Source organism: Morganella sp. HSTU-ASny43, assembly GCF_022819185.1.
Taxonomy (GTDB): Bacteria; Pseudomonadota; Gammaproteobacteria; order Enterobacterales; family Enterobacteriaceae; genus Morganella; species Morganella morganii.
On sequence record NZ_WSPG01000022.1, the window covers coordinates 1 to 26,716 of the forward strand.

Genomic DNA, 26,716 nt, shown 5'->3' on the forward strand with positions numbered 1-26,716 from the left:
ATTATCTAATACATTGATGTATAAGGGTGCCAATTTAAGTTATCCTGGTTTAAGCGAAAAGTGATGTGAAGATTAACAAATAAAAAATTACAAATACAACAAGCAGGTTACAAAATGCAACAATGAGGCTGAAATATCATGCTGGATATCTTTTTTTGTTTAGAATAAAAACTTGAAATTAAAATAAAATATTCATGCTGTAGCATGAAACACTTACTCGCTGTGAATGTCAGATTTTAATGGTTTTTTCTCCGGGCAGCATAACTGATGTCTATCTAAAAATAATTAGATGATTATAATTACGAAAGTGACTAAGTAATGTGTAAATGGGTAATTATAAATACCATTATTTATTACTGGTTTTTCAATCAATTCATCCTTCGGATGGCGGATTGGTCAGTCGCTGAGTCTTTTTTCGTCATATAGCTGGTGTTTTAGGCATAATGGCGATTAGGGTGTGATAGATATCGCTGAATTGATGTAAGGCAATGAAAGATATTTTGTTATATGTGATCTGTTTCGCTTTTTATGTGGTTAGATCAAAGAATCATAGTTAGCGGATGGATTAGTATATAATCAGACATCCTGATTTACATTCTCTCATTATTTCGGTTGATGCTACGGATAGCATAAAAAAAGACAGGGCAACGATTAATCACAAAATGACTAAGTAATTTTACCAAAAAAAATTACTTAGCTTTATGTGATTAGTTATTAACCCTGGTCTTATTTTGTTTAGGGAATAGTCTTAAATATGCAGAGTGATTTTAAATTTTGATATCGTAATAAAGATTCTCACGTTTTTCTGTGGCGCTTAATTTTTTAATTAGTTAAATAGATAAACCTGGTTAAGCATTCTTACTGAAGTTCAGATAAATCTGTTTATCCCTGACAGATGTAATGAAATTTTTGTGAAGTATGACATCGATATTAAACTAAATTTAAATATTACGTCATAATTAAAACGAAATTATTCATAACTTTTAGTATTTCGCGAGAAATACTTTGTTTTTATTTGAAATTTTAATATATAAAAAATATATCTTTTAAGTAATTTTACTTAATTGAATTCACGACTTATAGAGAAAATAGGCAGACATTATGGAAACTTCCGACTTTTATGCAGTCTTAGGCCACAGAATCCAATCAAGACGTAAAGAACTCGGGATTGTTACGGTTAAATTAGCGCAAAAACTGAATATCAGTCAGCAGCAATTTAACCGTTACGAACGCGGTGTCAGTAAAATCAGTCTGCATCATCTTATTGAATTATATTAATTATTATATGCACCGGTCGAATGGTTCCTCAGTGGTAAAGCTGAAGCATCAGAACATCCGCATGAACATGCGTTCAAATCAGTTCAGAGCAGAAACAGTATTACTGAACGGCAAACAATTTATTTAAATCAAGATATTTTTTCTGTTGTTATCAATTCTGATACGACAGGCATTATCAGCTAAACGCAGTAAGCCAGTCATCTTTGTTATTATTCTGGTCAAAATCAGCGGAAAGTACATCTGGTGCTAATCCCAGCTGTTTTTGATTCACCATCTTAAGAAGGTATTGTTGGTAAAAGGCATAATAGTTCACAGCTTCGCCGCCAACCTGGCTTACTGATTTGCACATTTCCGTATCAGAATATTCCGGATTTTTAATTAACTTATTTTCAACAGTAATTAATAACTTTATTTTTTCTTGTATATTATTTCCGGTATTGTAGCCATCAATACCTACTAACTCCATTCCCCGATAAATATCTTCCTTTTTATTATAATTAGTCATAAGCCAGTCATGCAATCGTTTGGCTTTTTCATTATTTTCGTCAGGGTTAATATCCGCCTTTCCGGCTGTCATTTCTGTTCTCATATTTATTGTCCTTTTTTGTATAATTATAAATATTCACCGGAGATATCCGCCGGGCTATCCGGAACAACACGGGCATTTATTTGTGTTATTTTTTCACGGGCAAACGTTTCCGGTGTCAGATAAAGTAATTTTTTTCCGGTACGTAATATGATGTTACGACTGAAATGAAAAGAAACCGGTACAGTGAAATCCGGATATTCAGTCATTTCTTTTTTAAGCTCAGCCGGCAGGATTAATTCACATTCACTCTCCGCGGCAAACTGTTCAAGCAACTGATGAATCAGCTGAAAACGTATTTTTGTATCATCAAAAAATGCAGTCAGCTCTTTTTCCAGACCGGAAACTGCAACGGCGAGGTTTTGGTGAATGACAGATTTATACTCATTCACCACACGCATCAGTTCCGGCATCGTCTGTGCCAGCCCCTGCTGAAAACCGGCATCAAATCCGGTTTTGCGATGTTGTTCTGCAGTATCTTCCGCCTGTTTTATCAGGCGGGCAGCGTGCTGGTTTGCCTGCCGGGTCAGGTTACTGAGGCGGCAGAGGGCAGAGACATGGCGATCTTTAATCAGCACACCGTGTCTGATATGTGACAGCAGGGAATCAGGCAGTGAACGGCACATAATGTAATACCAAAGGTAAAAGTGAATCGGGCAGATGCGGAAGCCGGATGTCTGCCGGTGACAAGGATGCATCCGTCATCAGCTGAAAGCGGGCTGCCAGCGCAGGAGAAAAACCGGATAATAACTGTGTCATGGCAATCTGGCCGGGCAGGACTGCCGGAATATCCGGCTGTTTGTCTGCTTGTGGCCACTCCGGCAGTGGCAGTACGGGGCTCAGAGATAAAAATGCCTGTTGTGATAAATCCGGCACGGTATTATCCGGCAGGCCATAAGCATGGCGGATGAACATATCCAGGTAACAGCTGACGGCCGGAAGCTGCTGCCAGTGGCGCATCAGCGGGATAACCAGCGGGGAGAACAGATCAAAATCCCTCTCACGCGGCAGCCGGTAGTGATCCATAATAGCTGCGTTCTGCATTCTGCGGTAAGACGCCGATTGTGCTGCCGGCGGCAATCCGCTGAATAAGCGGCTGCTGTGCAGATAATCCGCCGGCTGGTACATCACCCGCGTGACCGCGCCCTGTATATCAAACCGGTCATTCATGCTGTTTTACCTTCCGCCGCATCAGAAATGCCCGTAATTGTGCACGGCAGAAATAACCGGCCGCTGCCAGCATTATTCCTGCCGGAAACAGCAGAAAAAGCGGGGACAGTCCGGCTGCTTCCGGCTGAGGCGGCAGATCAATAACCGGTTTTCCGGGATACAGAAGGACAGAAACGGTTTCTTCGGTCAGCCCGTTAAAGGCATTCATCACAAATGTCTGAATATCCCGGGTGAATTGTGTTTCATCTTCAATACCGGAATGGTAGATCAGCACAGAGGCGCGGGGTGTTTCCGGTTTTTTCCGGGAGTTTCCCGGGCCGGACAGCGGATAACTGAGGTGAACACGGGCTCCGGTAACCGCATCAAATGAGAGCAGCGATTGCTCCAGCCGTTGTTCAATGGCCGAAATCAGGCGGGCTTTTTCTGACTGCGGAGAGGCAATCAGTGAATCTGACGGAAAGATCCCGGCAATCTCAATCCGCTCATTACTGGGCAGGTGATATTCCTGCAAAATATGAATGGCCTGACGGCTCTGCTCTTCCGGTACTGAAATGGTAAACAGCCCTTTTCCCTGCGGGACTTTTACTGCCTGAATCTGGTGTTTATGCAGTGCAGCCAGCACTTCATTCGACTGACGCTGATTCAGCGACGACAGAATCGTACCTTCTTTACAGCCGCCGAGCAGCAGACTTATTCCGCTTATTATTAATATAAATATTATCTTGTGCATCACTGACCCTTAATTACGGTATCTGCAGCATTCAGGGTCAGATGCAGCATACGGGAATAAAAACTGATCTCGGTATGCCATTTGGCCATTACGGCCTGGTTTTCCAGCATCATCATGACATCACTGGTGGCCGGGGCTGTTTTTCCCGTGCTCAGTGCTTGTGTTTTCCGGCGCAGGTCTTTTTTTGCGGTTCCCGGTAATATCAAATTCTGATGAGCTGACTGCTCACGGTCATTGAGATCAGCCAGTAATTCAGTGATCCCGGTGATCGTTGTGACAGGTAAAATCCGGTTAAATGATGACATCATACAATCCTTGTTATGGTTAATGGCAGGCGGGTAACCTGCCATTTTTACGTCATAAATCAGCGCATATTGCCGATTGGTGTTGAGAGGTTTTCTTTATGCTGGCGGATCATTGCGGAAAGTGCCGAGCACTTTATATTCAGCGATGAGGAACAGGCCTGCAGCATTGCCATATCGTAGGCATTGGCTGTGTCTTTATTGCCAGACTGTAAATTATTCATCAGCGTATTCAGTTTCACATTATCTTCATGAATCGGTGATTTGAATTGTTTTAGCAGGGTGGTAAATGTTATTGCATCATTTTTATTTGCTATATCAGGCATAAATATCCTTATTTATTAGTCAGAGGTGAATTGTGTATGACTATCAGACAGGTGAATATAATTTACTGAGCCATATACTCCCGGCGGTGTATCACGGTATGGTATTTCCCTGTACTTTACCAGCGTGTTTCCCGGTGCTGAGAATATCGTGGTATTGATATCCTTTATAATATTATCTGTTTCCTTATCTCTCCTTTTTTCGCCATAAATGATAATGTTGTTACCCGATTTTTTCACAGAGTATCTGATTAACAGGTGGCTGAATCTGTTATTTATTAACTTGATTATGTCATCGAGTGAAAAATGTTGTATGGAAATGTCTTTTCTGAATATATCTGGGATGGTTAATAGCGTTTTTTTATCATCATGGTGTATATATGTAATCTCTTTTTTATGATGAAGAACATTAATCAGAATGATATCACCATCATTTATTTTTAATTTTGATTTATTTATTATATGAATTTTATAGCTAGGCATTTTATTTCTGATGATATTAATTAATTTTTCATCAGAGGATAAAATAAGAATGTTATTTCCGTTAATGATGTAATTATTGTCTTTAATGTACTGACTTATAATATTTTTGCTATCTATATTAGCCGGATTCCCATTTTTATTGCTATCGTACTGAAAGAGCATAAATCCGGTTACCGGTATGATAAATAACAGAAGTATTACAGACAGAAGATAGCGCGGGACAGCGCGCTTTGTCGTTTTTTCATATAACATGATGTTTTTACGCCATTTATCCTGTTGTTTTTTTATGGCGAAAAGGACTTTCCCCTGAAAAATAAAGGGGGCGTTATAATTGATTTCTTGTATTACTAATTCACCATCACAGGTTTTAAAAGAGACGTGATAGTTGTTTTCATATAACTCTGCTTCTGTTTTTTCAGGCAGTGGTTCTGCACCTGTGAGATTCAGGTTAATCAGGTCGTCGTCATGGTTAATTGTACTGTTGATGCAGTATCTTCCGGAGGGAATGGTTATTTCTTCCTTTGGTTCCTTATCGGAAATTGTTATCAGGGTATAAAGGTTTTGCATCAGTGTATCCCGGTCATTAAATCATAAGTATAATAATTTAAATTTATAGTGTATTCTTGGTATTCAAATGGTAGTTAGTTTTATAAAAAAATGGTAGTAAAAGATAGTATAATGTCTTAAATTCATCACTAAATTTTAGTTCGTTCAGTAACAGTTTGCTGTTTTACAGATAGTTATTATCTATGCTGATACAAGGATGGTTTAATTTATATGAAAAAGGAAAGTCAGATATATATTTATAATGATATATACAAAGTGAATGGATGCGGAGAAAACAGTCAGGCTGACTACTGCTTTCCGCTGTCGAAATGTATAAAACTACTGGCATTTATAGATTGCCATTATCATTTATCCCGGGCAGATAATAATGAAGTTGCGGATAACAAGGTTTGTCCTGATTATGAGATTATTTTTCCGGTTCAGGGGGATGCAGATAATCCGGAATACCGGATTGTCTGTGAAATACTGAATGAAAATAGTGTAATAAAAACATTTTTTAATACACTGCGCCACTCTGAGCATTACTGGCTGGTGAAACACCTGATCAGCGCAGCGGATTGCAAAAACAGTAATATCAGGGATATCAGTCAGCGTTACGGGTTATCCGGTACTCACTTCAGACGCCTGTGCCAGCGCTATATCGGCAATCAGAGTAAATACCAGTTACGTCACTGGCGCGGCGTGGCATCAGTGCTGGATATCCTGGTAAAAGAGCATTCACTGACCCGGATCGCGGCAGATAACGGCTACTGCTCGGCATCGCATTTCTCAAATGAAATCAAAATATTATTTGGCATGTCTCCCCGGAAAATAAGGAATTTAAATCATGCGGTTAAAAAATAGCACCGGGGGGGTGTTCTGCCTTTTTTTCTGCCTGTTTTCTTTGCCGGTCATGGCGGAACAAACACTGTTATACGAAAAAAAACCGCCGCAACAGGCGCAGTATGTAGCGAAAGAAACACGGCTGGATCATTTTTTTGATGCGCTGGCAGGAAAGCTGGATGTCATAATTATTTCGTCTGATGCGGTGAAAAAGAAGAAGATCTCCGGCACTTTTGATTTATCCGATCCGCAGGCGGCGCTGTCGCAGATGCTGAAAACCATGGCGCTGGTGTCATACCTGGAAAACCGCACACTCTATATTTACAGCAGCAATGAAGTTGAATCTTCTATGCTGACGCTGAATGCGGTAACCCGCAATGAACTGACGACTTTTCTGAAACAAACCGGGCTGTTTGATGCGCAATACCCGCTGACATCTGACCGGCAGCAGCGGATTTTGTATGTAACGGCTCCCCCGCGCTATCTGGTACTGATCCGTTCTGCGGCGGACGCACTGGAGGCACAGTACAGTGTACAGGAGCAGGGAATTACGCCGGAAGATGAGCATATTCAGCTGGTTAAGCTGGAACATAGTTTTGTGCAGGACCGGGAAATTACCTCACGGGGGAAAAGCCTGATACTCCCGGGAGTGGCGTCCGCATTGCGGGAGTTACTGGATTCCGGACCTGCGGCAAAAACCGGACTGGTACCGCAGGATGCTGGACAGGACGATATTCAGCCGGCTGAAACTGTCTGGCTGGGCGGTGAGCGGGTGCGGATTGTGCCGCTGCAGGGGGAAAACAGCCTGCTGTTAAAAGGGAACCGTAATGCACTGCACTTAATCAATCAGCTGATCAGACAACTGGATACTGCCAAACCGCAAATCGAGTTATCACTGTGGATTATTGATGTATCAAAAAATGAAGCTGACCAGCTGGGGATCAACTGGCAGGCAGATTACGGTACAGGAAAAATGAAAGTGGCTTTTAATTTCAGTGAGCTTAATCAGTTCACCGGTTTTTCTTTTTTCAGCAAGATCAGAGCATTGTCCGCAAAGGGACAAGCCAATATGGTGTCCCGTCCGATTATTCTGACTCAGGATAACACCCCGGCGATTTTTGATAATAACACCACATTTTACAGTAAGTTACAGGGCGAGAGAACATCATCTCTGGAAAGCATCACTTACGGCACAAAGGTGAGTGTGACACCGCGGATCGCCAATCAGCGGAAATCCGTGGAGATGATTATTGAGCTTGAAGACGGCGCACAGAAAAAGGACGCTGACGGAGCAGGCGGTGAAGATGCCCTGCCGGTGATTAACCGCAAGAATATCAGCACAATAGCCAGGGTCGCACAGGGAAATACACTGCTGATTGGCGGCTACACGCGGGAAAATACCCATCGCCATAACGATAAAATTCCGCTGCTGGGTGATATCCCGCTGGCAGGGCGGTTGTTTCAGTTTGAATCAGTGAAGACAGAAAAAATGGTCCGGCTTTTTTTGTTGCAGCCCCGTATTCTGCAACAGGATTTTTTCAGCGATACAGAAATTACCGGACATATTCCATTTAATTATAAGAATAAACAAGGTATTAAGATGATTCAAAAACTGAAGCAGGACTATTGATATGATAAATGTTTTACCCGGCGCACCGGTGTTCAGTCCGTTTGCGGCACCACAGAAACAGCAGAATAATGCTGCAGCAGAACAGCGCCCGGCGGAAAACCAGACGGAAAACCATGCCGAGCAGATGATGGATGTGATGGATGATATGGCCATGGCACTGTCACAATTTAACCGGCGGCAGTACGGAAAAGAGGATCACATCAGCCAGTTACCGGCATCAGAGCAGAAAAACAGTGCTGAGGGTGCGGAAACAAAACTGGACCGGGTCGTTAAGTGGTTTGCTGCTTCCGGGCGCTCAGTTCGTGAGTTTCTCGATTATGTGCGCAATTTATTTCCGGATCCCAGTGATTATGTCATGGCACTGCGTTCCCTGTTGCGCAAACTGCCGTTTTCTGCGGAGGAAGCCGCCGAAATTGATGCAGAAATTGAGCAGTTACTCCACGGAGAATTTGCACAGGAAACCCGCGCAGGGATCAATATCGCACTGAAAATCCGCCAGTATGTACCGGTAACACTACTGGATTGCGCGCAGCTGAGAATGGTATACCGCAGTTATATCAGCTGGAAATTCGACATACTGTATCTGTGGAAAGTGTGGCTGGAGCAGTACCGGAAAAGCCGGGTCAGAAGCCTGCTGTGTTATGTCCGTGACTCGCTGGTGTGTGATATGGCGGCAGCACTGCCCAGTTGCAGCCATCACAGTGAGTTCGGGGAATTGACAACCCGTCTGCATACCCTGAATCAGCTGATTTCCCTGAATGATATGTTTCATCAGAAAATTACGTCTCTGAACTGCGCGGAACCGGTACTGGCGGATGAGCAGCGGCTGAATCAACTGCTGATTTCAGGCTTGGGTGATCCGGATGCATTTCAGTCAGAAACAGAATCGTTGCTGGCGGCGGCAGAAAATGACAAAAACAGACCGCTTATTTTACAGCGCCTGATTGTGATTTTTGGTGAGATACCGGATGTCCTTTTTCTGCCGGAAACAGGCAAAGAGCAGGTGGTTTCTTTTCTGAAAGCCCTTATGAGCAAAACTATTAATATCTTATAACTTTCACCGGCAATGGATTGCTATGCTGACAACTTTTATTAATGCGATCAAAAGCAGGCCGGAGATCGCGGTACTGCTGATTATGGTGATGGTGATCGCTATGCTGATCATTCCGCTGCCGAAAATGCTGGTCGATTTTCTGATCGGGCTGAACATCGTTATTTCCATCCTGATGTTACTGCTCTCTTTCTATATCACCCGGATTCTGGGGTTTACCTCTTTCCCGGCACTTTTGCTGATCACCACACTGTTCCGGCTGGCGCTGTCCATCAGTACCAGCCGTCTGATCCTGCTGGATGCGGATGCCGGGAATATCATTCAGTCATTCGGTGAATTTGTTATCGGCGAAAATATTGTGGTCGGATTTGTGATTTTTGCCATTGTCACCGTGGTGCAGTTTATTGTCATCACCAAAGGGTCGGAGCGTGTGGCGGAAGTGGCGGCACGTTTCTCTCTCGACGGTATGCCCGGCAAGCAGATGAGTATTGATGCAGATCTGAAATCCGGCCTGATTGATAATGAAGAGGTGCGCAAACGCCGGAAAGAGCTGGAGCAGGAGAGTCAGATGTACGGTGCGTTTGACGGCGCGATGAAGTTTATCAAAGGGGATGCAATCGCCGGAATTGTCATCATTTTTGTGAATTTTGCCGGCGGAATTGGTATCGGTGTTGCGCAGATGTCGATGCCGTTCAGTGAAGCGCTGAGTACTTACACACTGCTGACGATCGGGGATGGCCTGGTGGCACAGATCCCGGCGTTGCTGATTGCCATCAGCGCCGGGTTTATTGTCACCCGGGTCAGCGGCACCAATCAGAATTTAGGGGCCAATATTGTCAGGGAGCTGTTTTCCCATGATTTTACCCTGATAGTGACCGCTGTTCTGGCGCTGTGTATGGGAATGCTGCCGGGGTTTCCGGCTGGTGTTTTCGGTCTGCTGGCTGCCGGGCTGCTGTTGTTTTACGGAATGCGCCTCAGACAAAATAAGCAGAAGCAGGCATCTGATCCGGCAAAAAGCCGCTCTGACAGCCGTTCTCCGGCGGTATCTGCGTCGTCTGCGGGGGATTTTGCGCCGCGCGGACTGACGGCGGAAAATAATGAAGCGATTCCGCTGATTATCACCCTCCACACCTGTTATCAGGCTATGTTTGAAAAACAGAAGATGACGGCATGGTTGCAGGAGGAATTTGCCTTCCGTTTCGGTTTCTTTTTACCCGGCATCATTATCAATTACAGCCGTGAGATACCGGAAAATAAATCGGTGATCTTAATTAATGAGATTCAGTCCGGTGTGATTTACAGCTATCCGGATAAATACAAAGTGACAGAAATAAATGATGCCTTTGAGTCACTGGATATTGAACCATTCGTGATTGAGCCGGAAGGCGGGGAGAAAACCGTCTGGACGGATAAAAAACACGATGAGATATGCCGGGCAGCCGGCATGAGAACAGAATCCGGTGTTATGGTATTTTTCAATGAATTCAGCCGGATAATGACACAAAATATTCAGGAGCTGCTTGGCATCCAGGAAACCAAAACATTGCTGGATAATATTGAGAATAAATATCCGGAGCTGCTGAAAGAGTGTTACCGCTATTTATCTGTTCAGCGTATTGCGGATGTCTTTCAGCGGCTTATCGCTGAGCAGATCTCTGTCCGTAATATCAAAATTATCCTCGGCGCACTGGTGCAGTGGGGGCAGAAAGAAAAAGATCCGCTGGTACTGGTTGAGCACGTCCGCAGCCATCTTGCCCGTTACATCTCAGCGCATTTTGCCTGTGATCAGGTCCTGCGGGCGGTGGTGCTGTCAAACCCGCTGGAGGAGATGATCCGTCAGGGGATCCGCCAGTCTGCCGGAGGTACTTTTATCAATCTCGAACCGGCGCAGCTGGATCATTTTTATGATGCGATGTCATTGGTGATGACGCCGCTGCGGCACCGGCGGGATATTGTTTTCCTGACGGCAATGGATGTCCGCCGCTTTGTCCGGAAACTGACTGAAATGCACTATCCGGGTATTGCCGTGCTGTCATTTTCTGAAATTGTTCCGTCGGCGCAGGTGTCGGTGATTGACTCTGTTTAATGTTATAACAAGGAAACTGAAGATGGATCTTGCAACACTGGTTACAGAAGGAATGAAGCTTATCGGACGCGGTGATTTGGTGCCGGAAGGCAGCTCACTCGATAATCATTCAACAATCTCATTATCGCTGGGGGAACAGCAGGTCATTCATATTGCGGTGGTTGATGAATATCCGGTTATCTGGACGCCGTTGCAGACTGATTTACCGGCATTGCGGCCGGAGGTAAAAGGCGGTTTGCTGGATATTCTGACAGAAGAACCCGCCCCTCTGTTTTATCCGGGCTCACCGGCGCTGCGGCAGACAGATAACGGTGCGGAGCTGGTCGGATGTTTCAGTCACAATGCTGTCAGCGGCGCGGAACCTTTTGTGCAGGCGCTGGATCAGTTTGTCCGCCTCAGTCAGCAGTGTCACACACTGATCCTCAGAGGCTGACGATGCTGAATGCACTGCTCAGTCAGCGGGCATTTCCGGTGCATATCCGCGGGTATTATCTGGAAGCGCCGTTGCCGGATGTCTTTATCGGGGAAATTTGTCTGTTATGGCAGGATGTTACCTGTCGCGTACTGCTCGGCCGGGCTCAGGTGGTGGGCTTTAATGAACACAACACGCTGCTGAGTCTGATCGGACAGGCCGCCGGGCTGACACTGACAACGGTTATCGCACCGACGGGTAGTGCAGTAACACTGACATTCACACCGCAAATTCCGGGCTCGGTGATTGATCCGTCCGGTAATACCCTGGCCCGTCTGAGTGAGATAACAGAGCCGGATAACCGGAGTATCATCCGCCCCGTCAGCGGTGAGGCGCCGGATGTGCTCTCCCGGCAGCGTATCACGGAGATTTTGCCGACCGGTGTGAAAGCCATTGATGCTCTGCTGACCTGCGGAAAAGGCCAGCGGCTGGGGATTTTTGCCGGTGCCGGCTGCGGTAAAACCGTGCTGATGAATATGCTGATTGAGCATGCGCAAGCCGATATTTTTGTGATAGCCCTGATTGGCGAACGCGGCCGGGAAGTGACCGAACTGATTGATGAACTGCGCAACAGCCCGCAGGCGGCAAAATGTATCCTGGTCTGCTCGACATCCGATAAACCGGCGGTTGACCGCTGTAATGCGGCGCTGGTGGCAACCTCACTGGCGGAATATTACCGTGATGAGGGGAAAGAGGTGATCCTCTTTGTTGATTCACTGACACGCTACGGGCGGGCGTTAAGGGATGTGGCACTGAGTGCCGGGGAAGTTCCTGTCAGGCTGGGGTATCCGGCATCGGTATTTGAGCAGTTACCGGCACTGCTGGAGCGCCCGGGGGCGACGAAAACCGGCGTGATCACGGCTTTCTATACTGTTTTACTTGATAGCGAGAATGAGCCGGACGGCTTTGGCGATGAAGTCCGTTCCATTCTCGACGGACATATTTATCTCTCCCGGCGACTGGCGATGCAGAATCACTATCCGGCGATTGATATCCCGGCCAGCATCAGCCGTGTCATGTCACAGATTGTTTCACCGCAGCATCTGGCGGCTGCCGGGCATTTCCGGACACTGCTGGCGAAACAGAATGAGCTGAAACTGCTGGTGGAGCTAGGAGAATATAAACCCGGGCTGAATGCGGAGAATGATAAAGCGGTTGAGCTCACTCTGCCGATGCGCCATTTTTTGTGTCAGTCACCGGCGGAATCCGTTGCGGCGGATGAAACAGGCAGATTACTTGAACAGCTCACACAATGAATTACAGCAACTGATCGCGCATTTCAGTCTGAAAGAGCGCTGTGTCCGGGCGGCACTGGCACAGCTGCACCAGCGCTACCGGCAGGAACAGGAAAATAAAGATAAGCTATTGTTGTTAATCAAAGGATTAGAACAGCAGATCCTTGAGTTTGAATGCCGCGGATTATTATCGTACACCGCACTGAATGAACTCAGGCGCAAACAGGCAATCTATCGTAAACAGATCCCGGATGTCCGTGCCAGAGTGGATGAATCATCCCTTCAGCTGGCGCAAATCTCGGATGATATTGCTGAGAGTAATAAAACAATAAATAATCTGAGAAAGAAACTTATTAAGTTTGAACAATATAATAAACAATGAATTTATTTTTTAAATATAAGCAGGACGCTGTAATGAATATTAATCGTTGTTGCCTGGAAGCTGAGCAAGATTTTCCGGAAGGTCATGTTAATCAACGGGTGACTGATTTTTTATCCGGAATGACAAAAAATAAAAAAGAAAATAAACATGACAGTGCTATCCCGGTGATTTATTCACTGTTCTGTCCGTATGATGATAAATGTTATCATGGCGATATATTATATCCCGGGGGGATGAGAAAAAATCATAGCAATCATCACCGGAAAGTTCATGATGTTATACTGGTATATCCGGAAAATAATAAAATAAAGAACAGTATATTCAGGGATAATGTCGCCACGGAACCTTCCGGTGATATCTCACATAACATGCTATCAGCGGATAAACCAAAAAACGTTCCGGCAGAGGAGGAAGATTATTCAGGCGCTGATATCTCAGCAGAAGAAAAGATACCGGCGGGCAGTGCAACAACTGAGTTACCGGAAATACCGTTTTTTCTGAACCATCCGCCTCCGGGGATAAAGACGGAAGTAAAAAATCAGCCATTGCGGCATTATGAACAGGGAAGAGGTACTCAGGAAAAAATACCCCTGTTCGTTTACCATACGGAGAAAAATGCGTTATCTCCGGCGTACAGCAGAGCTGATTATTATTGCTCTTATCATTTCAGACAGAAATATCAGCCACCGGAACCGGTTCATATTTACAGAGATAATCCGGGAGGGTTTAAATTAGAAACATATTCAGAATCCCTGAAGCGGCGACTGAAATCAGCAGTAAATATAAACGGAATTGATAATATTGATATAATATAAGCGGATGAAATAAATGCATTATGATACCCATCAGATAATGGACTATCTGAGCTGTTATCTGCCGGAAAAAAAGAAAATACCAAACGCACGATTAAATGTCATTTAATTAATACTCAAAATATATTGGAGGTTTTAATTGATGTTGAATCCTTTTTTTCTGAACTGATTGGTGAAAATACGATCCCCTGGGAAATCGTTCCTGAAAATTATCTTATTGACCTGATAAATGAAAATAAGAAAGAGATTCGGCTGCCTTTTTTTTCAGCGGAGAGTTATTTTCCTGAGTTCAGGACGGAAAACATCGCTGTTAATCCAACCCGTAAACTTGCTTTCCGTCAGGGAAATATTGATTTCACTCTGATTGGCGCCCGTGGCCGGTTTGATATTAATGGCCCGCCACTGACCCCGGATCTCTCTGTTCCGGTGAATGCCGGGATTTATATCGGTTCAACCCGGGCATTCACGGGTGTGATTCAGCAAATCAATGAAGGCGATATCCTTTTTATTACACAATACCAGCGATTTCTGAGAGCAGGAGGCTATTTTCAGATGACACTGAAACAGGAGCAGGAGGACACGGTTATCACCGGACGCGGAATTATTCCGGAAGTGCCGGCTACCACAGCGGAAACGGCAGTTTTTGACAGCCGCAGAGTGCCGGTTCAGGTGGATTTCCTGCAGTACCGCAGAGTGTTTCCGTTATCGGAACTGATGGCGCTGCAACCGGGCGATACACTGCCGCTGCCGGCGGCGGATAATCACCTGATCACGCTGGAAATCAGCGGGCAGCGTTTTGCACAGGGGGAACTGGTACGTATCGGGGAACAATACGCCGTGGAAATTCATCATATCTTTCATAAGGGTGAATGATGACTGACAGCGCTGTTTCGATGATGCTGATGCTGGCCGCAGCATCTGTTCTGCCCTTTATTCTGGCGGCCGGAACCTGCTACCTCAAATTTTCCATTGTTTTTGTGATGGTGCGCAACGCCCTGGGGGTTCAGCAGGTGCCGTCAAATATGGTACTCAATGCGATTGCGTTTATTCTGGCGATGGTGGTGATGTTTCCGCTGGTCAGTAAAACCTATGCGTATATTAATGAAAATCCGGTGGAATTATCTCAGCCGGAATCACTGTCGCGTTTTACGGATGAGGGGTTACAGGATTACCGGGACTATCTCTTCCGTTATGCCGATAAACCTCTGCTGTATTTTTTTGCGCAAACAGACGTTGATGAGGATGCTGAACCGGAACTGAGTGATGCCCGTGATATCGCATTCTTTCCCCTGCTGGCCGCCTATGCGCTGGGGGAAATCAAATCTGCTTTTCTGATCAGCTTCTATCTCTATCTGCCGTTTATCGTGATTGATCTCGTGGTGTCCAGCGTTTTGCTGGCGCTGGGGATGATGATGATGAGCCCGGTCACACTCTCGGTACCGATCAAACTGATCTTATTTATTGCCCTTGATGGCTGGTCGCTGTTATCCACCAGTCTGGTGTCTCAGTATCTCGAACTTATGGACATATAACATGGATGTGATTTATGCAGCGGATAAAGGAATTTATCTGGTGATTATGTTATCGCTGCTGCCGGTGAGTGTGGCGACCGTCGTGGGTCTGACGGTCGGCCTGCTGCAGACTGTCACGCAGATCCAGGAGCAGACACTGCCCTTCGGGCTGAAATTGATTGCTGTGTTTGTCTGCATCCTGATGCAGCTCAGCTGGCTGGGGGATTCGATGCTCAGTTATGCCCGTGAAATGTTCTCACTGGCGCTCAGCGCAACAGCGGCAGGTTAGTTCCCGGTGTCGTTATTCTCCTGGCTTCATGACCTTTTTCAGAACGCGCTGTTAAGTAGTGTGCGGTTATTTGCGGCGTTCTCTTTTTTGCCGTTTCTGAATGATAAATTTATCCTCAGCCGGACCACGCGGGGCATTATTATTTTTCTCATGGCGCAGTGTCTCAGCGGAAATGGAGACTACCCGGCGGCAGAGTTCTCAGTGGTCAATATACTGAGTGAGATCATTACCGGCATGGTAATGGGGTTGGTTTACAGCACGCCGTTTTTTATTTTTTCCGCCTTCGGTGAATATATTGATAACCAACGGGGGGCGAATATCAGTGATACCGCTGATCCGACAACAGGGACCGATGCATCACCGTTTTCCACCTTTATGAATCTGTTTTCTGTCTCGTTTTTTTTGCTCAATGACGGTTTTGTGTTACTGATGACATCCGTTCAGGATAGTTTCCGGTTGTTACCGCCGGGTACATTGCTGACGGAAATCCATTATGCGGCGGTATTTGACTGGCTGACAAACAGCCTGTCACTCTCTTTGCTGTTTTGTATGCCGGTACTGATTATCTTATTTATTTCTGAAGTCAGCCTGGGCATTCTGGCCCTGTACAATTCACAACTGAATCCGTTTTCCTTATCACTTTCAATAAAAAGTATTATTGCCTTTCTGCTGGCGCTGCTGCTGTTTCGCAGCACAACAATGACGGATGTGACAGTGCTGTTTGATACTTCCCCTCTGACTCACTTTTTGAGGGGGAACGATGGCTGAAAAAACCGAAAAACCCACCAGTAAGAAACTAAAGGACGAATCGAAAAAAGGGAATACGTTCAAATATAAAGAACTGCTCTCCACAACCGGCTATGTGACGGGAATAGCGTATCTGCTTTACGTTGCTGACTGGTCAGCATTCTCCCGTTTTTATCAGACGGTATTGCGTAATGTGAATCACTTGTCACTCTCTGTTTATATACAGATGTTATCGGATATCTTTTTTCAGATGGTGTTACCGCTGATTATATTATGCGGATTGAGTGTCAGCTTTGTTTCTCTGATGCAGACCCGTTTTGCTGTTGCGACGGAAGCGATTAAATTTGATTTAAAGAAAATTGATCCCATCGCCGGATTCAAACGGATTTTTACCAAAAAATCCCTGAAAAATCTGGTAAAAGCACTGATATCACTCATTGTGTATTTATCTGCCGGTTATACCTTTATTACTCTGTATACCGGCGATATTTATCAGTTAATTACGGCACTTTTCTCTGAAGTGAGTGAGAGCTTTCTCTATTTCACCGGCCGCTATATCTTTATTTTTATCCTGCTGCTGATGCCACTGCTGGTGGTTGATTACATCGTTGAATATTTTTTCTTTTTTAATGACATGAAAATGGAAAAGCATGAAGTTAAACAAGAGTATAAAAACAGCGAAGGTAATCAGGAAATAAAATCAGCCCGCAAACAGCAGCACAGAGAATTGCTGAATGCGGAAACCAAAGCATTGATAAAGAATTCGGATATCGTGGTGGTTAACCCGACGCATATTGCCGTTGCTATCTATCTTGATCCGGAAAACGGCGTTATGCCGCTCATTACCGTGAAAGAGAAAGGCGTGTATGCGCTGGCTGTGCGCTGCTATGCCGAAAAGCACAGGGTGCCGGTTGTCCGGGATATCCGCCTGGCCCGGACGTTATTCCGGAAATATCATGTCTTTGACACCATTATTGATGATGATCTGGATAAGTTTCTCGATCTCTTACTGTGGCTGAATGACGCAGAGCAGGCTGCACTTGCCGATAGTGAACCGCACTAATATGTATCAGCAGGATGGTGCTGAGGCGTATTTTATGAAAGTGATTATCAGCCGGGTCAGATAGTATTGCCTGACTTGATAATCCAATATTATTAAGGGGTTTTTGTTATGGATGACAATACAGATTTTGATATTAAATCTCTGATCGGGAATATTTTTTCTCATCTGGAAAGTGGAAACATTTCTGATCTTCTGATGCCAAAGAATAATGAGGATTTTTCGGATGTTTATTCTCTGGCGTGTGATTATTATGATAAAGGGCTTATAGAACAAGCTGAGAATATTTTTCGTTCACTCTGTTTATATGACTTTAGCAATGTGGATTATTTACTTGGATTAGCTGCAGTTAAACAGGTGCAAAAACAATATCAGAAAGCGATTAATCTTTATAGTTTAGCTATTAATTTAGATGAAAACAATGCATCGATATATTTGTATGCAGGACAATGCTATTTATACACAGGTGAGAAAGAATCAGCGATAAGCAGTTTCAATCATTGCCTTTCATTAGCGTGTAATGATAATGAGCGGGAACAAGCAATACATTATATATCAATGCTGGAAGGTGGATTATGCGTTTGGAAAATAGGTTGAAAGTAAATAAAGAAGTTGATGATCTCAGTTATAATTCCTCATTGCATAATGATTTTATGAGGCTTAAGATAATATATGATGCGCTCACGGTTACAGAGAGAATTCCGTATGATGATGCTGTGAAATATATAAGAGAATACTACGATATAGTAAATGATAGTAACTTTAAGAATAATATTAAAAATAAAGTTATAATGCATGAAGAGTGTGAGGGATTGATTAATAAAACGAGGGTGATTGTTGATAGAATTGAACAAGAACAGATTAAATCTATGGCGGGTAGATTTTGGGAGCACTTTTATGAAGATAAAGTAAAACAAATTTATAGCGAATTAGATAGGATTAATTATATTCTGTCGGATCCTGACACTACAAGAGAACAAGCATTAAAAGAACTTGAAGCATATGATATATTAATGAAGGATAAAGAAAATATAAAGGCAATTAATAATGCTGGTGATAATATTTCAGAGAAAATAAGATTGATAAATAAAGGTATTCAGGAGTATTTTATCATTAGGGATATGGTCACATTTGGTTACTTTGTTGAGAGAATGGATAATGTCAGTGTGTATGCTTATGATATTTCAGTTAAATATCAGCGCGAAGGTATGAACAAATATGTTGATTATTATAAAAGCGTAGCAACAAAATTAAATACATTTGGTGATTATATTGATGAGCCCATCAATGATGGAAAGCAGAATAAGGTATATAAAAGAAAGTTTTATACTGAATTATACAACACTATGAAACCTTATTTTTATTATGGAGATTCTGTTGGCCATACTTTATATACAGGTAGTATGAAGATAGTTAAGGTCGGTGACGATAAATTTAATGTTCTGGTTGATGATAAAGTAATAGAAGAAAATTTATCATATAAAGATGCATATGGAAAAATGGAATATTTCTTTTCTTGTCATGAGCCGGTTATTAAAGGGACTAAATTATGTAAAATATTTAAACCCGTACTGGATGAATTTAATAATGTTATTGGCTTAGAAGGGAAGGTTGAACAGTTTCTATTTCCTTATGAACTTTATAGTTTTATGGACTTAGCGAGCGATGAAAAAGGACTTAATCGTATAAATGAAAATTTTGATAAATGTTTCAAGGATAAATCACCAGATTTATCAAGGTGGAATAATGTTAATGAAAAATCAATAGCGGCTACCAGTGATGTAAAATATACCAGGGAAATTTTGAAAAAAAACTATGATGCAGGATTCATTAGTTATTATGAAAATGAAGAAGAAAGAAATGAATATTCTAAGTTTTATCAACATGAAATAAATAGTATGAATCAAAAAATAGATGGGGCTAAGAAAGGACTTCAATTAACGTTGGATGAATACACTCAGCGGTATAACACTATAAATAGTAACTATGACAATATGCTGAGAACAATTACAACAATGATTAGCGAATTGGCTCAGGAATTAAAGGGATTTTTAAGATTCTGATATAAAAAGGGAATTGTATGACTGTAATTATTGATAAAACATCAGATTTTGGTGTTTTAAATACCACAACGTCAAGTGAAAGTGTAAATAAAAATTCAGGTGCAAATAAACAAAATCGTGTTAACGATCCTATCGGAGAGTTTAGCAAGGTGATGGTTAGTGATGTTAGTAAAAAATCAACATCAGCTAATGATGGAAAGAAAAAATCAGAATTAAATAAACCGAAATTGGATAACCCAAAGTTAAATAAAGATACCGCAGGCAGTGAAAGTACTACGGAAAGTAAAAATACCCCGGAAAGTAAGGATACCACAGACAGTAAAGATACTACGGGTAAGAAAAAAGGTGGATTTTCACTTAATGAATTACATTCATTGCTGACGGTTTTTTATTCTGAAGAGAAATTTAAAATTAATTCAAGAGCTCATGGGTACAATCTTAAATTCATCAAGGAATTATGGTCTGATAATAAAGTAAATCAATTATCAGAGCTTATTTCTGAATCTGGGGATTTGATTAATGACCATATTGAAGCAACGGCAGAGTATTATTTCTCTCAAATGGGCAGTGAGCTGTTGGGAAAGATGCCGGATGGTGAGCTGAAAAATAAATTAACCGGTAATGGTGTTGATAAGTTTAAAAGTAAAGATGAAATTTCTTTATATTTAAGAAGTAAAACAAATGCCGATGAAGTTATTAAAAATATCAATTCGGAGTCAGTGCTTTATAAGGATAAAACCAAGTTATTTAAATCATTTTCTGATGAGATGAATAAATTTCCTGTGCTGGGTGATGAACTCGGTTCTCTCATTGCCGGAAATCGTGAGGAGATTACGGCTGAATTAAATTCATTACATGAAATGGCCGCTCTTCAGGATGAAGCGAAAGATATTGTGAAAGATATTTCTGATATATTCGGCTCTCAGCGTAAGTCTGATATGAATTATAGTAAATCATTAACTATTTTGATGGGTAAAATAGCAGATCTGCGGAATAAGCTAGCACAGCGTAAACTTGAAAATGATCGTCTTATAGCCACAATTCAGCAAAAAACATTGCAGGATAAAACCGATGCTGACGGAGCTGAAATGGCAAAAAAAATAAAAAAAGCAGAGCGTTTACAGGCCCTTTTTAAATGGTTAGGGCCATTATTGATCGCATTAATGGTTATATTAACTGCTCTGACTGGTGGTTTACTGGCAAAAGCACTGGCCGCAGTGATTGTGGTTGTCACTATTATTAGTGAAATTGTTAAGGCGGCGGGTGGCCCGGATATTATGGCAACAATAATGACACCGGTGACAAAATTGGTGGAAGTTGTCCAGAAGTTTATTAAAGATATGGCTATGAAAATTGGCCAAAAACTTGGGCTGCCACCGGCTGAGTTAAAAAAACTGGAAGAAAAAATGGAAATTATTGCCATGGTACTTGCAGTTGTTGTTGTGATGGCGGTGTTTGCTGCTGCAGGTGCTGTTGCCGGAAAAGTTATCGGTCAGGTGGTATCAGAATCGGTAAAGGAAATATTGAGACAGGTAATGGTGGAGGTTAAAAGATTATTAATTTCAATGATGCTGACATCTACTGTCGTTAACGGTATAAATTCAGTCACTCAGGCAGAACTTAATAAAGATGTAATGAAATTAAACGCTGATATAGATTTAGATCAGGAATTGCTGGATAAGTTGATAGAATTGATGGAAAAAATAATGGCAGCTTTTTCAGAATCACAGCAGGATTTAAATAAAATGAAAGAGCAGTTAGGTAAGATAGGAAAAGACGATTTTCAGCGTAAGAAGGCTATTATACAGTCAGGGCCATTAGCTGTTTAATTTAAAAAGGAATTTATTATGACGACGATAACCACAGCAAATAATACGAAGCAGGTTTATTCACCGGAAATTGATAGTATTATTTCAGTAAAAAAAGATTTACAGGAAATAAATATTGATCCTGAAGTTATAAAAGAGATTACAAAAAATAACAGTATAAAGAGCACAGAAGTTACAGATGAGCAAATTTCTGCTGAGATCCGTACCCGTGCAGGCTCGCTGATGCCCTCTCTGTTATCTGTCAGTGATCAGAAATGGATGAAATTAGCCATAGAATTATGCAAAGTACTGAATGATGATTCACTGAGCCAGCAGGAACGCCAGAATAAGCTGGATGTAGCTGTTATTGAACTGGCAAAAGAATTAAAAAATATGAAATATAAGGAAGCCGAACTTCAGGTCAAAGCAGCCGTCACCGGTGCGTTAGTTTCTATTGGTATTTCTATTGTCGGTGCTGCTATGTCAATAAAGGGGATTGATGTGGCTAATCCGACGGCACCGACACCCGGCGGAATAGCGGGGCAGGCCATGTCCGGACTGTCCCAGCCGGTTAGCCAGGTATTCGTACAATTTATTCAGAAGCAGGTTACTGAGTTACAGGGTGATGCTGAAGTTGTTCGCGCGCAAAAAGATCTGAAGCTGAAAAGCGGTTCCGTTCATGGTAAAGCTTCTAATGACGCGCATGAATTAAATAAAAAAGTAATGGATATGTTTAACCGTTATCTTGATAACAAGCAGGCGACATCTGGTAACTTGCTTAATAATATGCGGACATAATCTCTTCTGTGCTCATAAATCCGGGCCGCTTCTGACAGCGGCTTTTTCATGTTCTTTCTCATCATGAAGAAAATTCATCATGTTTTGCCACTTCGGTTTTGATCCCGGCAGTGAATACCGGTATAACAAAGGAATGTCTAAACGTCTGGACGTCTAAATAAAAATATTCACCTGTGCGGTAAGGAAGAACACATGAAACTTGAAACGCTCTCTGTCCATGCCGGTTATTCGCCGGATCCGACCACCAAATCCGTCGCGGTTCCTATCTATCAGACCACCTCCTATGCCTTTGATGACACACAGCATGGCGCGGATTTGTTTGATCTGAAAGTCCCCGGGAATATCTACACCCGTATCATGAACCCGACCAATGATGTGCTGGAGCAGCGTGTGGCGGCTCTGGAGGGCGGAATTGCCGGGCTGGCGGTGGCATCGGGCATGGCGGCGATCACCTATGCGATCCAGACCCTGGCCGGCGTCGGCGACAATATTATCAGTGTCTCCAAACTCTATGGCGGCACGTATAATTTGTTTGCGCATAATTTTCCGCGCATCGGGATCGACGTCCGTTTTGCTGATCATGATGATTTCGCACAGCTGGAATCGCTGATTGATGACAATACCAAAGCCGTTTTCTGCGAAACCATTTCCAACCCGGCGGGGCATATCGCTGATATTGAAAAACTGGCGGAAATCGCTCACCGTCACGGCGTTCCGCTGATTGTCGATAACACCGTTGCCTCTCCGGCGCTGTGCCGCCCGATTGAATTCGGCGCGGATATTGTGGTGCATTCATTGACCAAATATATCGGCGGACACGGTTCATCACTGGGCGGGATTGTTATCGACTCCGGAAAATTCCCGTGGCAGCAGCATGCGGATCGCTTTGCGGTTCTGAATACCCCGGATCCTTCCTACCACGGCGTGAACTACAGCGAACACTTCGGTGCGGCGGCATTTATCGCCCGCTGTCGTGTGGCGCCACTGCGTAATACCGGCGCAGCACTGTCGCCGTTTAACAGCTTTCTGATTCTGCAGGGACTGGAAACACTGGCGCTGCGCATGGAACGTCATACCGGAAATGCCCTGCGTGTTGCGCAATACCTGCAACAACATCCGCAGGTTGCCTGGGTGAAATATGCGGGTCTGGCAGATAGTCCTGAACATGCACTGGCAAAAAAATACGTGAAAGGCACACCGGCATCAATTATGTCTTTCGGCATCAAAGGCGGAGCAGAAGCAGGAGCGAAGTTTATCGATGCCCTGAAACTGATTGTCCGTCTGGTCAATATCGGTGATGCGAAATCCCTGGCCTGCCATCCGGCCACCACCACCCACCGTCAGCTGAATGAAGCCGAACTGGCCCGTGCCGGGGTATCACAGGATATGATCCGGTTGTCCATCGGTATTGAGCACATTGATGACATCCTGGCGGATATCAGTGCGGCACTGGACAGTGCGAAATAATATTAACAATCAATAAAATATAACCATAACAATATGTTCCGGAGATAGTATGAGAAAAATTATTGTATCGGCACTGCTCGCCTGCACCACATTACTGGCCGTGTCGTGCTCGCAGAATGACGATGAAAAACCACTGAAAGTGGCGATTAACACCGGGCCGGATCAGGCTATCTGGGAAGAAGTGGTCAAAGTCGCTAAGGAGAAGCAGGGGCTGGATGTTGATGTTATCGCCTTTAATGACTATGTCCTGCCGAATGAAGCGCTGCGCAACAATGATGTGGATGCCAATGCATTCCAGACCGTGCCGTACTATGAGGCGCAAAGCAAAGAACGTGGCTATCAGTTTGAAGTTATTGGTAAAACTTTTATCTTCCCGATAGCGGCATACTCAAAGAAAATCAAATCCGCAGCCGAACTGCCGGACGGTGCAACAGTGGCTATCTCTAACGAAGCCACCACGCTCGGCCGCAGCCTGCTGTTGTTACAGGCTCAGGGGCTGATTAAACTGAAAGACGGCGTCGGTTATCTGCCGACCACCCTGGATATCATTGAAAATCCGAAGAAACTGAAGTTTGCGGAGATCGATACCCCGCAACTGACCCGCACACTCGATGACCCGGATGTGTATCTCTCCATTATCAACAATAACTTCTCATCTCAGGTCGGATTATCCGCCGCCCGTGACGGTCTGTTTATGGAAGGGGCTGATTCCCCGTATGTGAACCTGATTGTGGTCAGAGCAGCAGATAAAGATAATGAGAAGCTGAAAAAACTGGTCGCGGCATTCCAGAGTGATGAGGTGCTGAAAAAGGCCGATGAGGTGTATAAAGGCGATGCTGTCCGGGCCTGGTAAATACGCGTCATCCTTCCGTCCATAGCTGCGTTGGCTTCGTTCGTCCATCCGGGTCACATACTGATGTATGCTCCCCGGATGTTCTCACTTTGCCGCCTTGCTCTGAACGGAATGATTTAGCGTATACGCGTCATCCTTTCGTCCATAGCCGCGTTGGCCGCATTCAGGGGCACGGGTCACATACTGGTGTATGCTCCCCGTGCCCCTTCACTTGCCGCCTTACTCTGAACGAAATGATTTAGCGTATAACACGGATGTGTTTACAGCGGCTTTCTGCTTTTACCGGTTATCAGCGTAACACCGTAATCACCAATAACACATGGAAAGCAATCAGTTAGCTTTATCTTGAATCCACGGCGGATTGCCTGAATAATAGTCGCCACTGAGATAAGGAAAATACGATGAAACAACTGATTATCGGATTACTGGGTGTGGTGGTGCTGGTCGGCGTACTGCTGGTCTCCAATTACAACAGCATCCAGACACAGGACGAAGCGGTGACCGCCTCCGCCTCTGAAATGCTCAACCAATACAAACGCCGCGCGGACCTGATCCCGAATCTGGTGAAAACCGTGCAGGCTTCCTCGGACTTTGAACGTCAGGTCTTACAGGATGTTGTGAATGCACGGGCAAAAGTCGGGCAGATGAATATCAATGTCAGTGACCTGAGCGACCCGGCACTGCTCGCCAAATTCCAGCAGGCGCAGACTGAACTCGGCTCCTCGCTCTCCCGCCTGCTGGCAGTATCAGAACGCTATCCGGATCTGAAAAGTAACGCACTCTACAGCGACTTAATGGTACAGCTGGAAGGCAGTGAAAACCGGATCGCCGTTGCGCGCGGCCGCTATATCGAAAGTGTCCGTGAATACAACACCACTATCCGGAAATTCCCGGCCGTGATTATTGCGAACTACATGGGATACACCGGCAAACCGAACTTCAGCGTTGAAAATGAAGCGGAAGTCACCACCGTTCCGGATGTGCAATTTCAAAAATAAGCTGGCTGAACATCCTTAACAGATGGCAGGATAAATTGAGTTTCTGGGCAAAATCCGTTAGAAGGAGAGGATAATACTAAGGAGTTATCGTGATTACCGAAGAGTTTCTCTCCAATAATGTGCTCAGCCTGATTGTGCTGGTGCTGTGTCTGCTCGGTTCCGGCGGGCTGATGATTTATAACCGTAAACGGGAAAAGGGCGAGCATGCCACATTAGTACATGTTTCCCAGTTTATCATGTGGGCGCTGGGGGTCATTATCCTCGGGGATTTCGCCGAACAGGGGATTGACCACTTTCAGTGGCGTTTTATCACCGCAGATACGGTCGGGATGATCTGCACCACACTGATTGTGCTGATGCTGATCCGCAAACTGTTCCTGATGATAAACCGCCTGGCTGCCGCACAAATCAAACGCGGCAGCGATATCACTTCGGCACATATTGTCTCCCGTGTACTGAAAATCCTGATTGTGATTGTGGTGTTCCTGTTCTACGGCGAGCACTTCGGCATGAGCCTGTCCGGCCTGCTGACCTTCGGCGGTATCGGTGGTATTGCCATCGGTATGGCGGGGAAAGATATTCTCAGCAACCTCTTCTCCGGCATCATGCTCTATTTTGACCGCCCGTTTAAAATTGGTGACTGGGTCAGTTCGCCTGACCGGCAGATAGAAGGGACGGTGGTGGAAATCGGCTGGCGTATCACCAAAATCATTACCTTTGATCACCGCCCGCTCTATATTCCGAACTCGCTGTTCTCCTCCATCAGTGTGGAAAACCCGGGGCGCATGACCAACCGGCGGATCAAAACCACCATCGGGCTGCGCTATGAAGATGCGGAGAAAATTTCGCAGATTGTCAGTGAAATACGCGCTATGCTGAAAGCGGAGAGCAGCATTGATCAGCACCAGACATTGCTGGTCTATTTTGATGAATTCGGTGATTCCGCCCTCAATATTATGGTGTACTGCTTTACCAAAACCACGGTCTGGGCAGAGTGGCTGGCAGCACAGCAGGCGGTGTATCTGAAGATTATTGAGATTGTGCACCGCAACGGTGCGGACTTTGCTTTCCCGAGCCGGACACTCTATATGGAACGCAACAGTGTCTCCCGCGAACCGCCGGGAGTGTGATCTGACACCTTGCACCATCCCCCTTGTTTCCGTTATTGTGCCGCCGGTTAATTCCTGAGACGT

The 26,716-nt window shown here is 44.3% G+C and carries 29 protein-coding genes; 22 read left to right on the forward strand and 7 right to left on the reverse strand.

Annotated elements, in window-relative coordinates:
• Positions 1-1,101: 1,101 nt before the first annotated feature.
• On the forward strand, positions 1,102-1,278 hold the full coding sequence (locus tag GN208_RS12430) for a helix-turn-helix transcriptional regulator (protein ID WP_004234796.1): 177 nt from the start codon (positions 1,102-1,104) through the stop codon (positions 1,276-1,278).
• Positions 1,279-1,453: 175 nt separating this feature from the next.
• On the opposite strand, the gene GN208_RS12435 is transcribed toward GN208_RS12430, so the two are convergent.
• From GN208_RS12435 to GN208_RS12465, 7 genes are read right to left on the reverse strand one after another with little or no spacing between them, the layout of a single operon-like run.
• Positions 1,454-1,867, reverse strand: coding sequence for a hypothetical protein (locus GN208_RS12435; RefSeq protein ID WP_004234797.1), 414 nt, complete (start codon positions 1,865-1,867; stop codon positions 1,454-1,456).
• A 23-nt stretch (positions 1,868-1,890) separates the two neighbouring features.
• Positions 1,891-2,490, reverse strand: coding sequence for a hypothetical protein (locus GN208_RS12440; protein WP_004234798.1), 600 nt, complete (start codon positions 2,488-2,490; stop codon positions 1,891-1,893).
• Positions 2,471-3,034, reverse strand: coding sequence for a hypothetical protein (locus GN208_RS12445; protein WP_004234800.1), 564 nt, complete (start codon positions 3,032-3,034; stop codon positions 2,471-2,473). Before GN208_RS12445 ends, GN208_RS12440 begins: the two co-directional genes overlap by 20 nt.
• The gene (gene sctJ / locus GN208_RS12450; RefSeq protein ID WP_004234802.1) at positions 3,027-3,764 is read right to left on the reverse strand and encodes a type III secretion inner membrane ring lipoprotein SctJ; all 738 of its coding nucleotides are present in this window, start codon (positions 3,762-3,764) and stop codon (positions 3,027-3,029) included. The genes GN208_RS12445 and sctJ overlap by 8 nt, the downstream gene beginning before the upstream one ends.
• Complete coding sequence (locus tag GN208_RS12455) at positions 3,764-4,072, reverse strand: hypothetical protein (protein ID WP_123805108.1); 309 nt, start codon at positions 4,070-4,072, stop codon at positions 3,764-3,766. The genes sctJ and GN208_RS12455 overlap by 1 nt, the downstream gene beginning before the upstream one ends.
• A 56-nt stretch (positions 4,073-4,128) precedes the next feature.
• Positions 4,129-4,392 carry a hypothetical protein gene (locus GN208_RS12460; RefSeq protein ID WP_004234804.1) on the reverse strand — a complete coding sequence of 88 codons (264 nt, stop codon included), beginning with the start codon at positions 4,390-4,392 and terminating at the stop codon, positions 4,129-4,131.
• A 15-nt stretch (positions 4,393-4,407) separates the two neighbouring features.
• The gene (locus tag GN208_RS12465; protein ID WP_004234805.1) at positions 4,408-5,439 is read right to left on the reverse strand and encodes a hypothetical protein; all 1,032 of its coding nucleotides are present in this window, start codon (positions 5,437-5,439) and stop codon (positions 4,408-4,410) included.
• Positions 5,440-5,694: 255 nt separating this feature from the next.
• Between GN208_RS12465 and GN208_RS12470 the strand changes: the two genes are divergently transcribed.
• From GN208_RS12470 to GN208_RS12570, 21 genes are all read left to right on the forward strand, one after another.
• A complete protein-coding gene (locus GN208_RS12470) occupies positions 5,695-6,282 on the forward strand; it encodes a helix-turn-helix domain-containing protein (protein WP_223302421.1) in 588 nt (195 codons plus the stop codon).
• Positions 6,266-7,891, forward strand: a complete 1,626-nt coding sequence (sctC, locus tag GN208_RS12475; protein WP_243828415.1) for a type III secretion system outer membrane ring subunit SctC — start codon at positions 6,266-6,268, stop codon at positions 7,889-7,891. The genes GN208_RS12470 and sctC overlap by 17 nt, the downstream gene beginning before the upstream one ends.
• A 1-nt stretch (position 7,892) precedes the next feature.
• Positions 7,893-8,945, forward strand: coding sequence for a type III secretion system gatekeeper subunit SctW (gene sctW, locus GN208_RS12480; protein WP_243828416.1), 1,053 nt, complete (start codon positions 7,893-7,895; stop codon positions 8,943-8,945).
• A gap of 22 nt (positions 8,946-8,967) precedes the next feature.
• Positions 8,968-11,028 carry an EscV/YscV/HrcV family type III secretion system export apparatus protein gene (locus tag GN208_RS12485; RefSeq protein ID WP_004234811.1) on the forward strand — a complete coding sequence of 687 codons (2,061 nt, stop codon included), beginning with the start codon at positions 8,968-8,970 and terminating at the stop codon, positions 11,026-11,028.
• A 22-nt stretch (positions 11,029-11,050) separates the two neighbouring features.
• Positions 11,051-11,461: a hypothetical protein gene (locus GN208_RS12490; protein ID WP_004234812.1), complete on the forward strand. Its 411-nt coding sequence runs from the start codon at positions 11,051-11,053 to the stop codon at positions 11,459-11,461.
• Positions 11,462-11,463: 2 nt separating this feature from the next.
• Complete coding sequence (gene sctN / locus GN208_RS12495) at positions 11,464-12,756, forward strand: type III secretion system ATPase SctN (protein ID WP_036418100.1); 1,293 nt, start codon at positions 11,464-11,466, stop codon at positions 12,754-12,756.
• A complete protein-coding gene (locus tag GN208_RS12500) occupies positions 12,737-13,117 on the forward strand; it encodes a hypothetical protein (RefSeq protein WP_004234815.1) in 381 nt (126 codons plus the stop codon). Before sctN ends, GN208_RS12500 begins: the two co-directional genes overlap by 20 nt.
• A 32-nt stretch (positions 13,118-13,149) precedes the next feature.
• On the forward strand, positions 13,150-13,932 hold the full coding sequence (locus GN208_RS12505) for a hypothetical protein (RefSeq protein ID WP_015422277.1): 783 nt from the start codon (positions 13,150-13,152) through the stop codon (positions 13,930-13,932).
• A gap of 123 nt (positions 13,933-14,055) precedes the next feature.
• Positions 14,056-14,802, forward strand: a complete 747-nt coding sequence (locus GN208_RS12510; RefSeq protein ID WP_228006264.1) for a FliM/FliN family flagellar motor switch protein — start codon at positions 14,056-14,058, stop codon at positions 14,800-14,802.
• Positions 14,802-15,461: an EscR/YscR/HrcR family type III secretion system export apparatus protein gene (locus tag GN208_RS12515; protein ID WP_015422276.1), complete on the forward strand. Its 660-nt coding sequence runs from the start codon at positions 14,802-14,804 to the stop codon at positions 15,459-15,461. Before GN208_RS12510 ends, GN208_RS12515 begins: the two co-directional genes overlap by 1 nt.
• 1 nt (position 15,462) lies before the next feature.
• Complete coding sequence (gene sctS / locus GN208_RS12520; RefSeq protein ID WP_004234819.1) at positions 15,463-15,729, forward strand: type III secretion system export apparatus subunit SctS; 267 nt, start codon at positions 15,463-15,465, stop codon at positions 15,727-15,729.
• Between the two features lie 6 nt (positions 15,730-15,735).
• Complete coding sequence (gene sctT / locus GN208_RS12525) at positions 15,736-16,497, forward strand: type III secretion system export apparatus subunit SctT (protein ID WP_015422275.1); 762 nt, start codon at positions 15,736-15,738, stop codon at positions 16,495-16,497.
• Positions 16,490-17,539 carry an EscU/YscU/HrcU family type III secretion system export apparatus switch protein gene (locus tag GN208_RS12530; protein ID WP_004234824.1) on the forward strand — a complete coding sequence of 350 codons (1,050 nt, stop codon included), beginning with the start codon at positions 16,490-16,492 and terminating at the stop codon, positions 17,537-17,539. Before sctT ends, GN208_RS12530 begins: the two co-directional genes overlap by 8 nt.
• A gap of 108 nt (positions 17,540-17,647) precedes the next feature.
• On the forward strand, positions 17,648-18,133 hold the full coding sequence (locus GN208_RS12535; RefSeq protein WP_036418103.1) for a tetratricopeptide repeat protein: 486 nt from the start codon (positions 17,648-17,650) through the stop codon (positions 18,131-18,133).
• On the forward strand, positions 18,112-19,599 hold the full coding sequence (locus GN208_RS12540) for a hypothetical protein (protein ID WP_004234826.1): 1,488 nt from the start codon (positions 18,112-18,114) through the stop codon (positions 19,597-19,599). Before GN208_RS12535 ends, GN208_RS12540 begins: the two co-directional genes overlap by 22 nt.
• Before the next feature lie 17 nt (positions 19,600-19,616).
• Positions 19,617-21,428 (forward strand): hypothetical protein, encoded by a 1,812-nt coding sequence (locus tag GN208_RS12545; RefSeq protein WP_243828417.1) that lies wholly within the window; start codon positions 19,617-19,619, stop codon positions 21,426-21,428.
• A gap of 18 nt (positions 21,429-21,446) precedes the next feature.
• Positions 21,447-22,205 (forward strand): hypothetical protein, encoded by a 759-nt coding sequence (locus tag GN208_RS12550; protein ID WP_004234829.1) that lies wholly within the window; start codon positions 21,447-21,449, stop codon positions 22,203-22,205.
• Between the two features lie 192 nt (positions 22,206-22,397).
• Positions 22,398-23,672 (forward strand): bifunctional O-acetylhomoserine aminocarboxypropyltransferase/cysteine synthase, encoded by a 1,275-nt coding sequence (locus GN208_RS12555; RefSeq protein ID WP_004234830.1) that lies wholly within the window; start codon positions 22,398-22,400, stop codon positions 23,670-23,672.
• Between the two features lie 49 nt (positions 23,673-23,721).
• A complete protein-coding gene (locus GN208_RS12560; protein WP_004234831.1) occupies positions 23,722-24,525 on the forward strand; it encodes a MetQ/NlpA family ABC transporter substrate-binding protein in 804 nt (267 codons plus the stop codon).
• Between the two features lie 401 nt (positions 24,526-24,926).
• On the forward strand, positions 24,927-25,523 hold the full coding sequence (locus tag GN208_RS12565; protein WP_004234832.1) for a LemA family protein: 597 nt from the start codon (positions 24,927-24,929) through the stop codon (positions 25,521-25,523).
• An 89-nt stretch (positions 25,524-25,612) separates the two neighbouring features.
• Positions 25,613-26,653, forward strand: a complete 1,041-nt coding sequence (locus GN208_RS12570) for a mechanosensitive ion channel family protein (protein ID WP_015422274.1) — start codon at positions 25,613-25,615, stop codon at positions 26,651-26,653.
• Positions 26,654-26,716 lie beyond the last annotated feature (63 nt).

Bases quoted from the DNA above. Each gene is read 5' to 3' on its own strand.
- GN208_RS12560 (WP_004234831.1), top strand. From the start codon at position 23,722: ATGAGAAAAATTATTGTATCGGCACTGCTCGCCTGCACCACATTACTG.
- sctC (WP_243828415.1), top strand. From the start codon at position 6,266: ATGCGGTTAAAAAATAGCACCGGGGGGGTGTTCTGCCTTTTTTTCTGC.
- sctW (WP_243828416.1), top strand. From the start codon at position 7,893: ATGATAAATGTTTTACCCGGCGCACCGGTGTTCAGTCCGTTTGCGGCA.
- GN208_RS12535 (WP_036418103.1), top strand. From the start codon at position 17,648: ATGGATGACAATACAGATTTTGATATTAAATCTCTGATCGGGAATATT.
- GN208_RS12550 (WP_004234829.1), top strand. From the start codon at position 21,447: ATGACGACGATAACCACAGCAAATAATACGAAGCAGGTTTATTCACCG.
- GN208_RS12555 (WP_004234830.1), top strand. From the start codon at position 22,398: ATGAAACTTGAAACGCTCTCTGTCCATGCCGGTTATTCGCCGGATCCG.
- GN208_RS12460 (WP_004234804.1), bottom strand. From the start codon at position 4,392: ATGCCTGATATAGCAAATAAAAATGATGCAATAACATTTACCACCCTG.
- GN208_RS12545 (WP_243828417.1), top strand. From the start codon at position 19,617: ATGACTGTAATTATTGATAAAACATCAGATTTTGGTGTTTTAAATACC.
- GN208_RS12505 (WP_015422277.1), top strand. From the start codon at position 13,150: ATGAATATTAATCGTTGTTGCCTGGAAGCTGAGCAAGATTTTCCGGAA.
- GN208_RS12565 (WP_004234832.1), top strand. From the start codon at position 24,927: ATGAAACAACTGATTATCGGATTACTGGGTGTGGTGGTGCTGGTCGGC.
- GN208_RS12455 (WP_123805108.1), bottom strand. From the start codon at position 4,072: ATGATGTCATCATTTAACCGGATTTTACCTGTCACAACGATCACCGGG.
- GN208_RS12445 (WP_004234800.1), bottom strand. From the start codon at position 3,034: ATGAATGACCGGTTTGATATACAGGGCGCGGTCACGCGGGTGATGTAC.
- GN208_RS12430 (WP_004234796.1), top strand. From the start codon at position 1,102: ATGGAAACTTCCGACTTTTATGCAGTCTTAGGCCACAGAATCCAATCA.
- GN208_RS12435 (WP_004234797.1), bottom strand. From the start codon at position 1,867: ATGAGAACAGAAATGACAGCCGGAAAGGCGGATATTAACCCTGACGAA.
- sctJ (WP_004234802.1), bottom strand. From the start codon at position 3,764: ATGCACAAGATAATATTTATATTAATAATAAGCGGAATAAGTCTGCTG.
- sctS (WP_004234819.1), top strand. From the start codon at position 15,463: ATGGATGTGATTTATGCAGCGGATAAAGGAATTTATCTGGTGATTATG.
- sctN (WP_036418100.1), top strand. From the start codon at position 11,464: ATGCTGAATGCACTGCTCAGTCAGCGGGCATTTCCGGTGCATATCCGC.
- GN208_RS12540 (WP_004234826.1), top strand. From the start codon at position 18,112: ATGCGTTTGGAAAATAGGTTGAAAGTAAATAAAGAAGTTGATGATCTC.
- GN208_RS12490 (WP_004234812.1), top strand. From the start codon at position 11,051: ATGGATCTTGCAACACTGGTTACAGAAGGAATGAAGCTTATCGGACGC.
- GN208_RS12440 (WP_004234798.1), bottom strand. From the start codon at position 2,490: ATGTGCCGTTCACTGCCTGATTCCCTGCTGTCACATATCAGACACGGT.
- GN208_RS12530 (WP_004234824.1), top strand. From the start codon at position 16,490: ATGGCTGAAAAAACCGAAAAACCCACCAGTAAGAAACTAAAGGACGAA.
- GN208_RS12465 (WP_004234805.1), bottom strand. From the start codon at position 5,439: ATGCAAAACCTTTATACCCTGATAACAATTTCCGATAAGGAACCAAAG.
- GN208_RS12515 (WP_015422276.1), top strand. From the start codon at position 14,802: ATGACTGACAGCGCTGTTTCGATGATGCTGATGCTGGCCGCAGCATCT.
- GN208_RS12485 (WP_004234811.1), top strand. From the start codon at position 8,968: ATGCTGACAACTTTTATTAATGCGATCAAAAGCAGGCCGGAGATCGCG.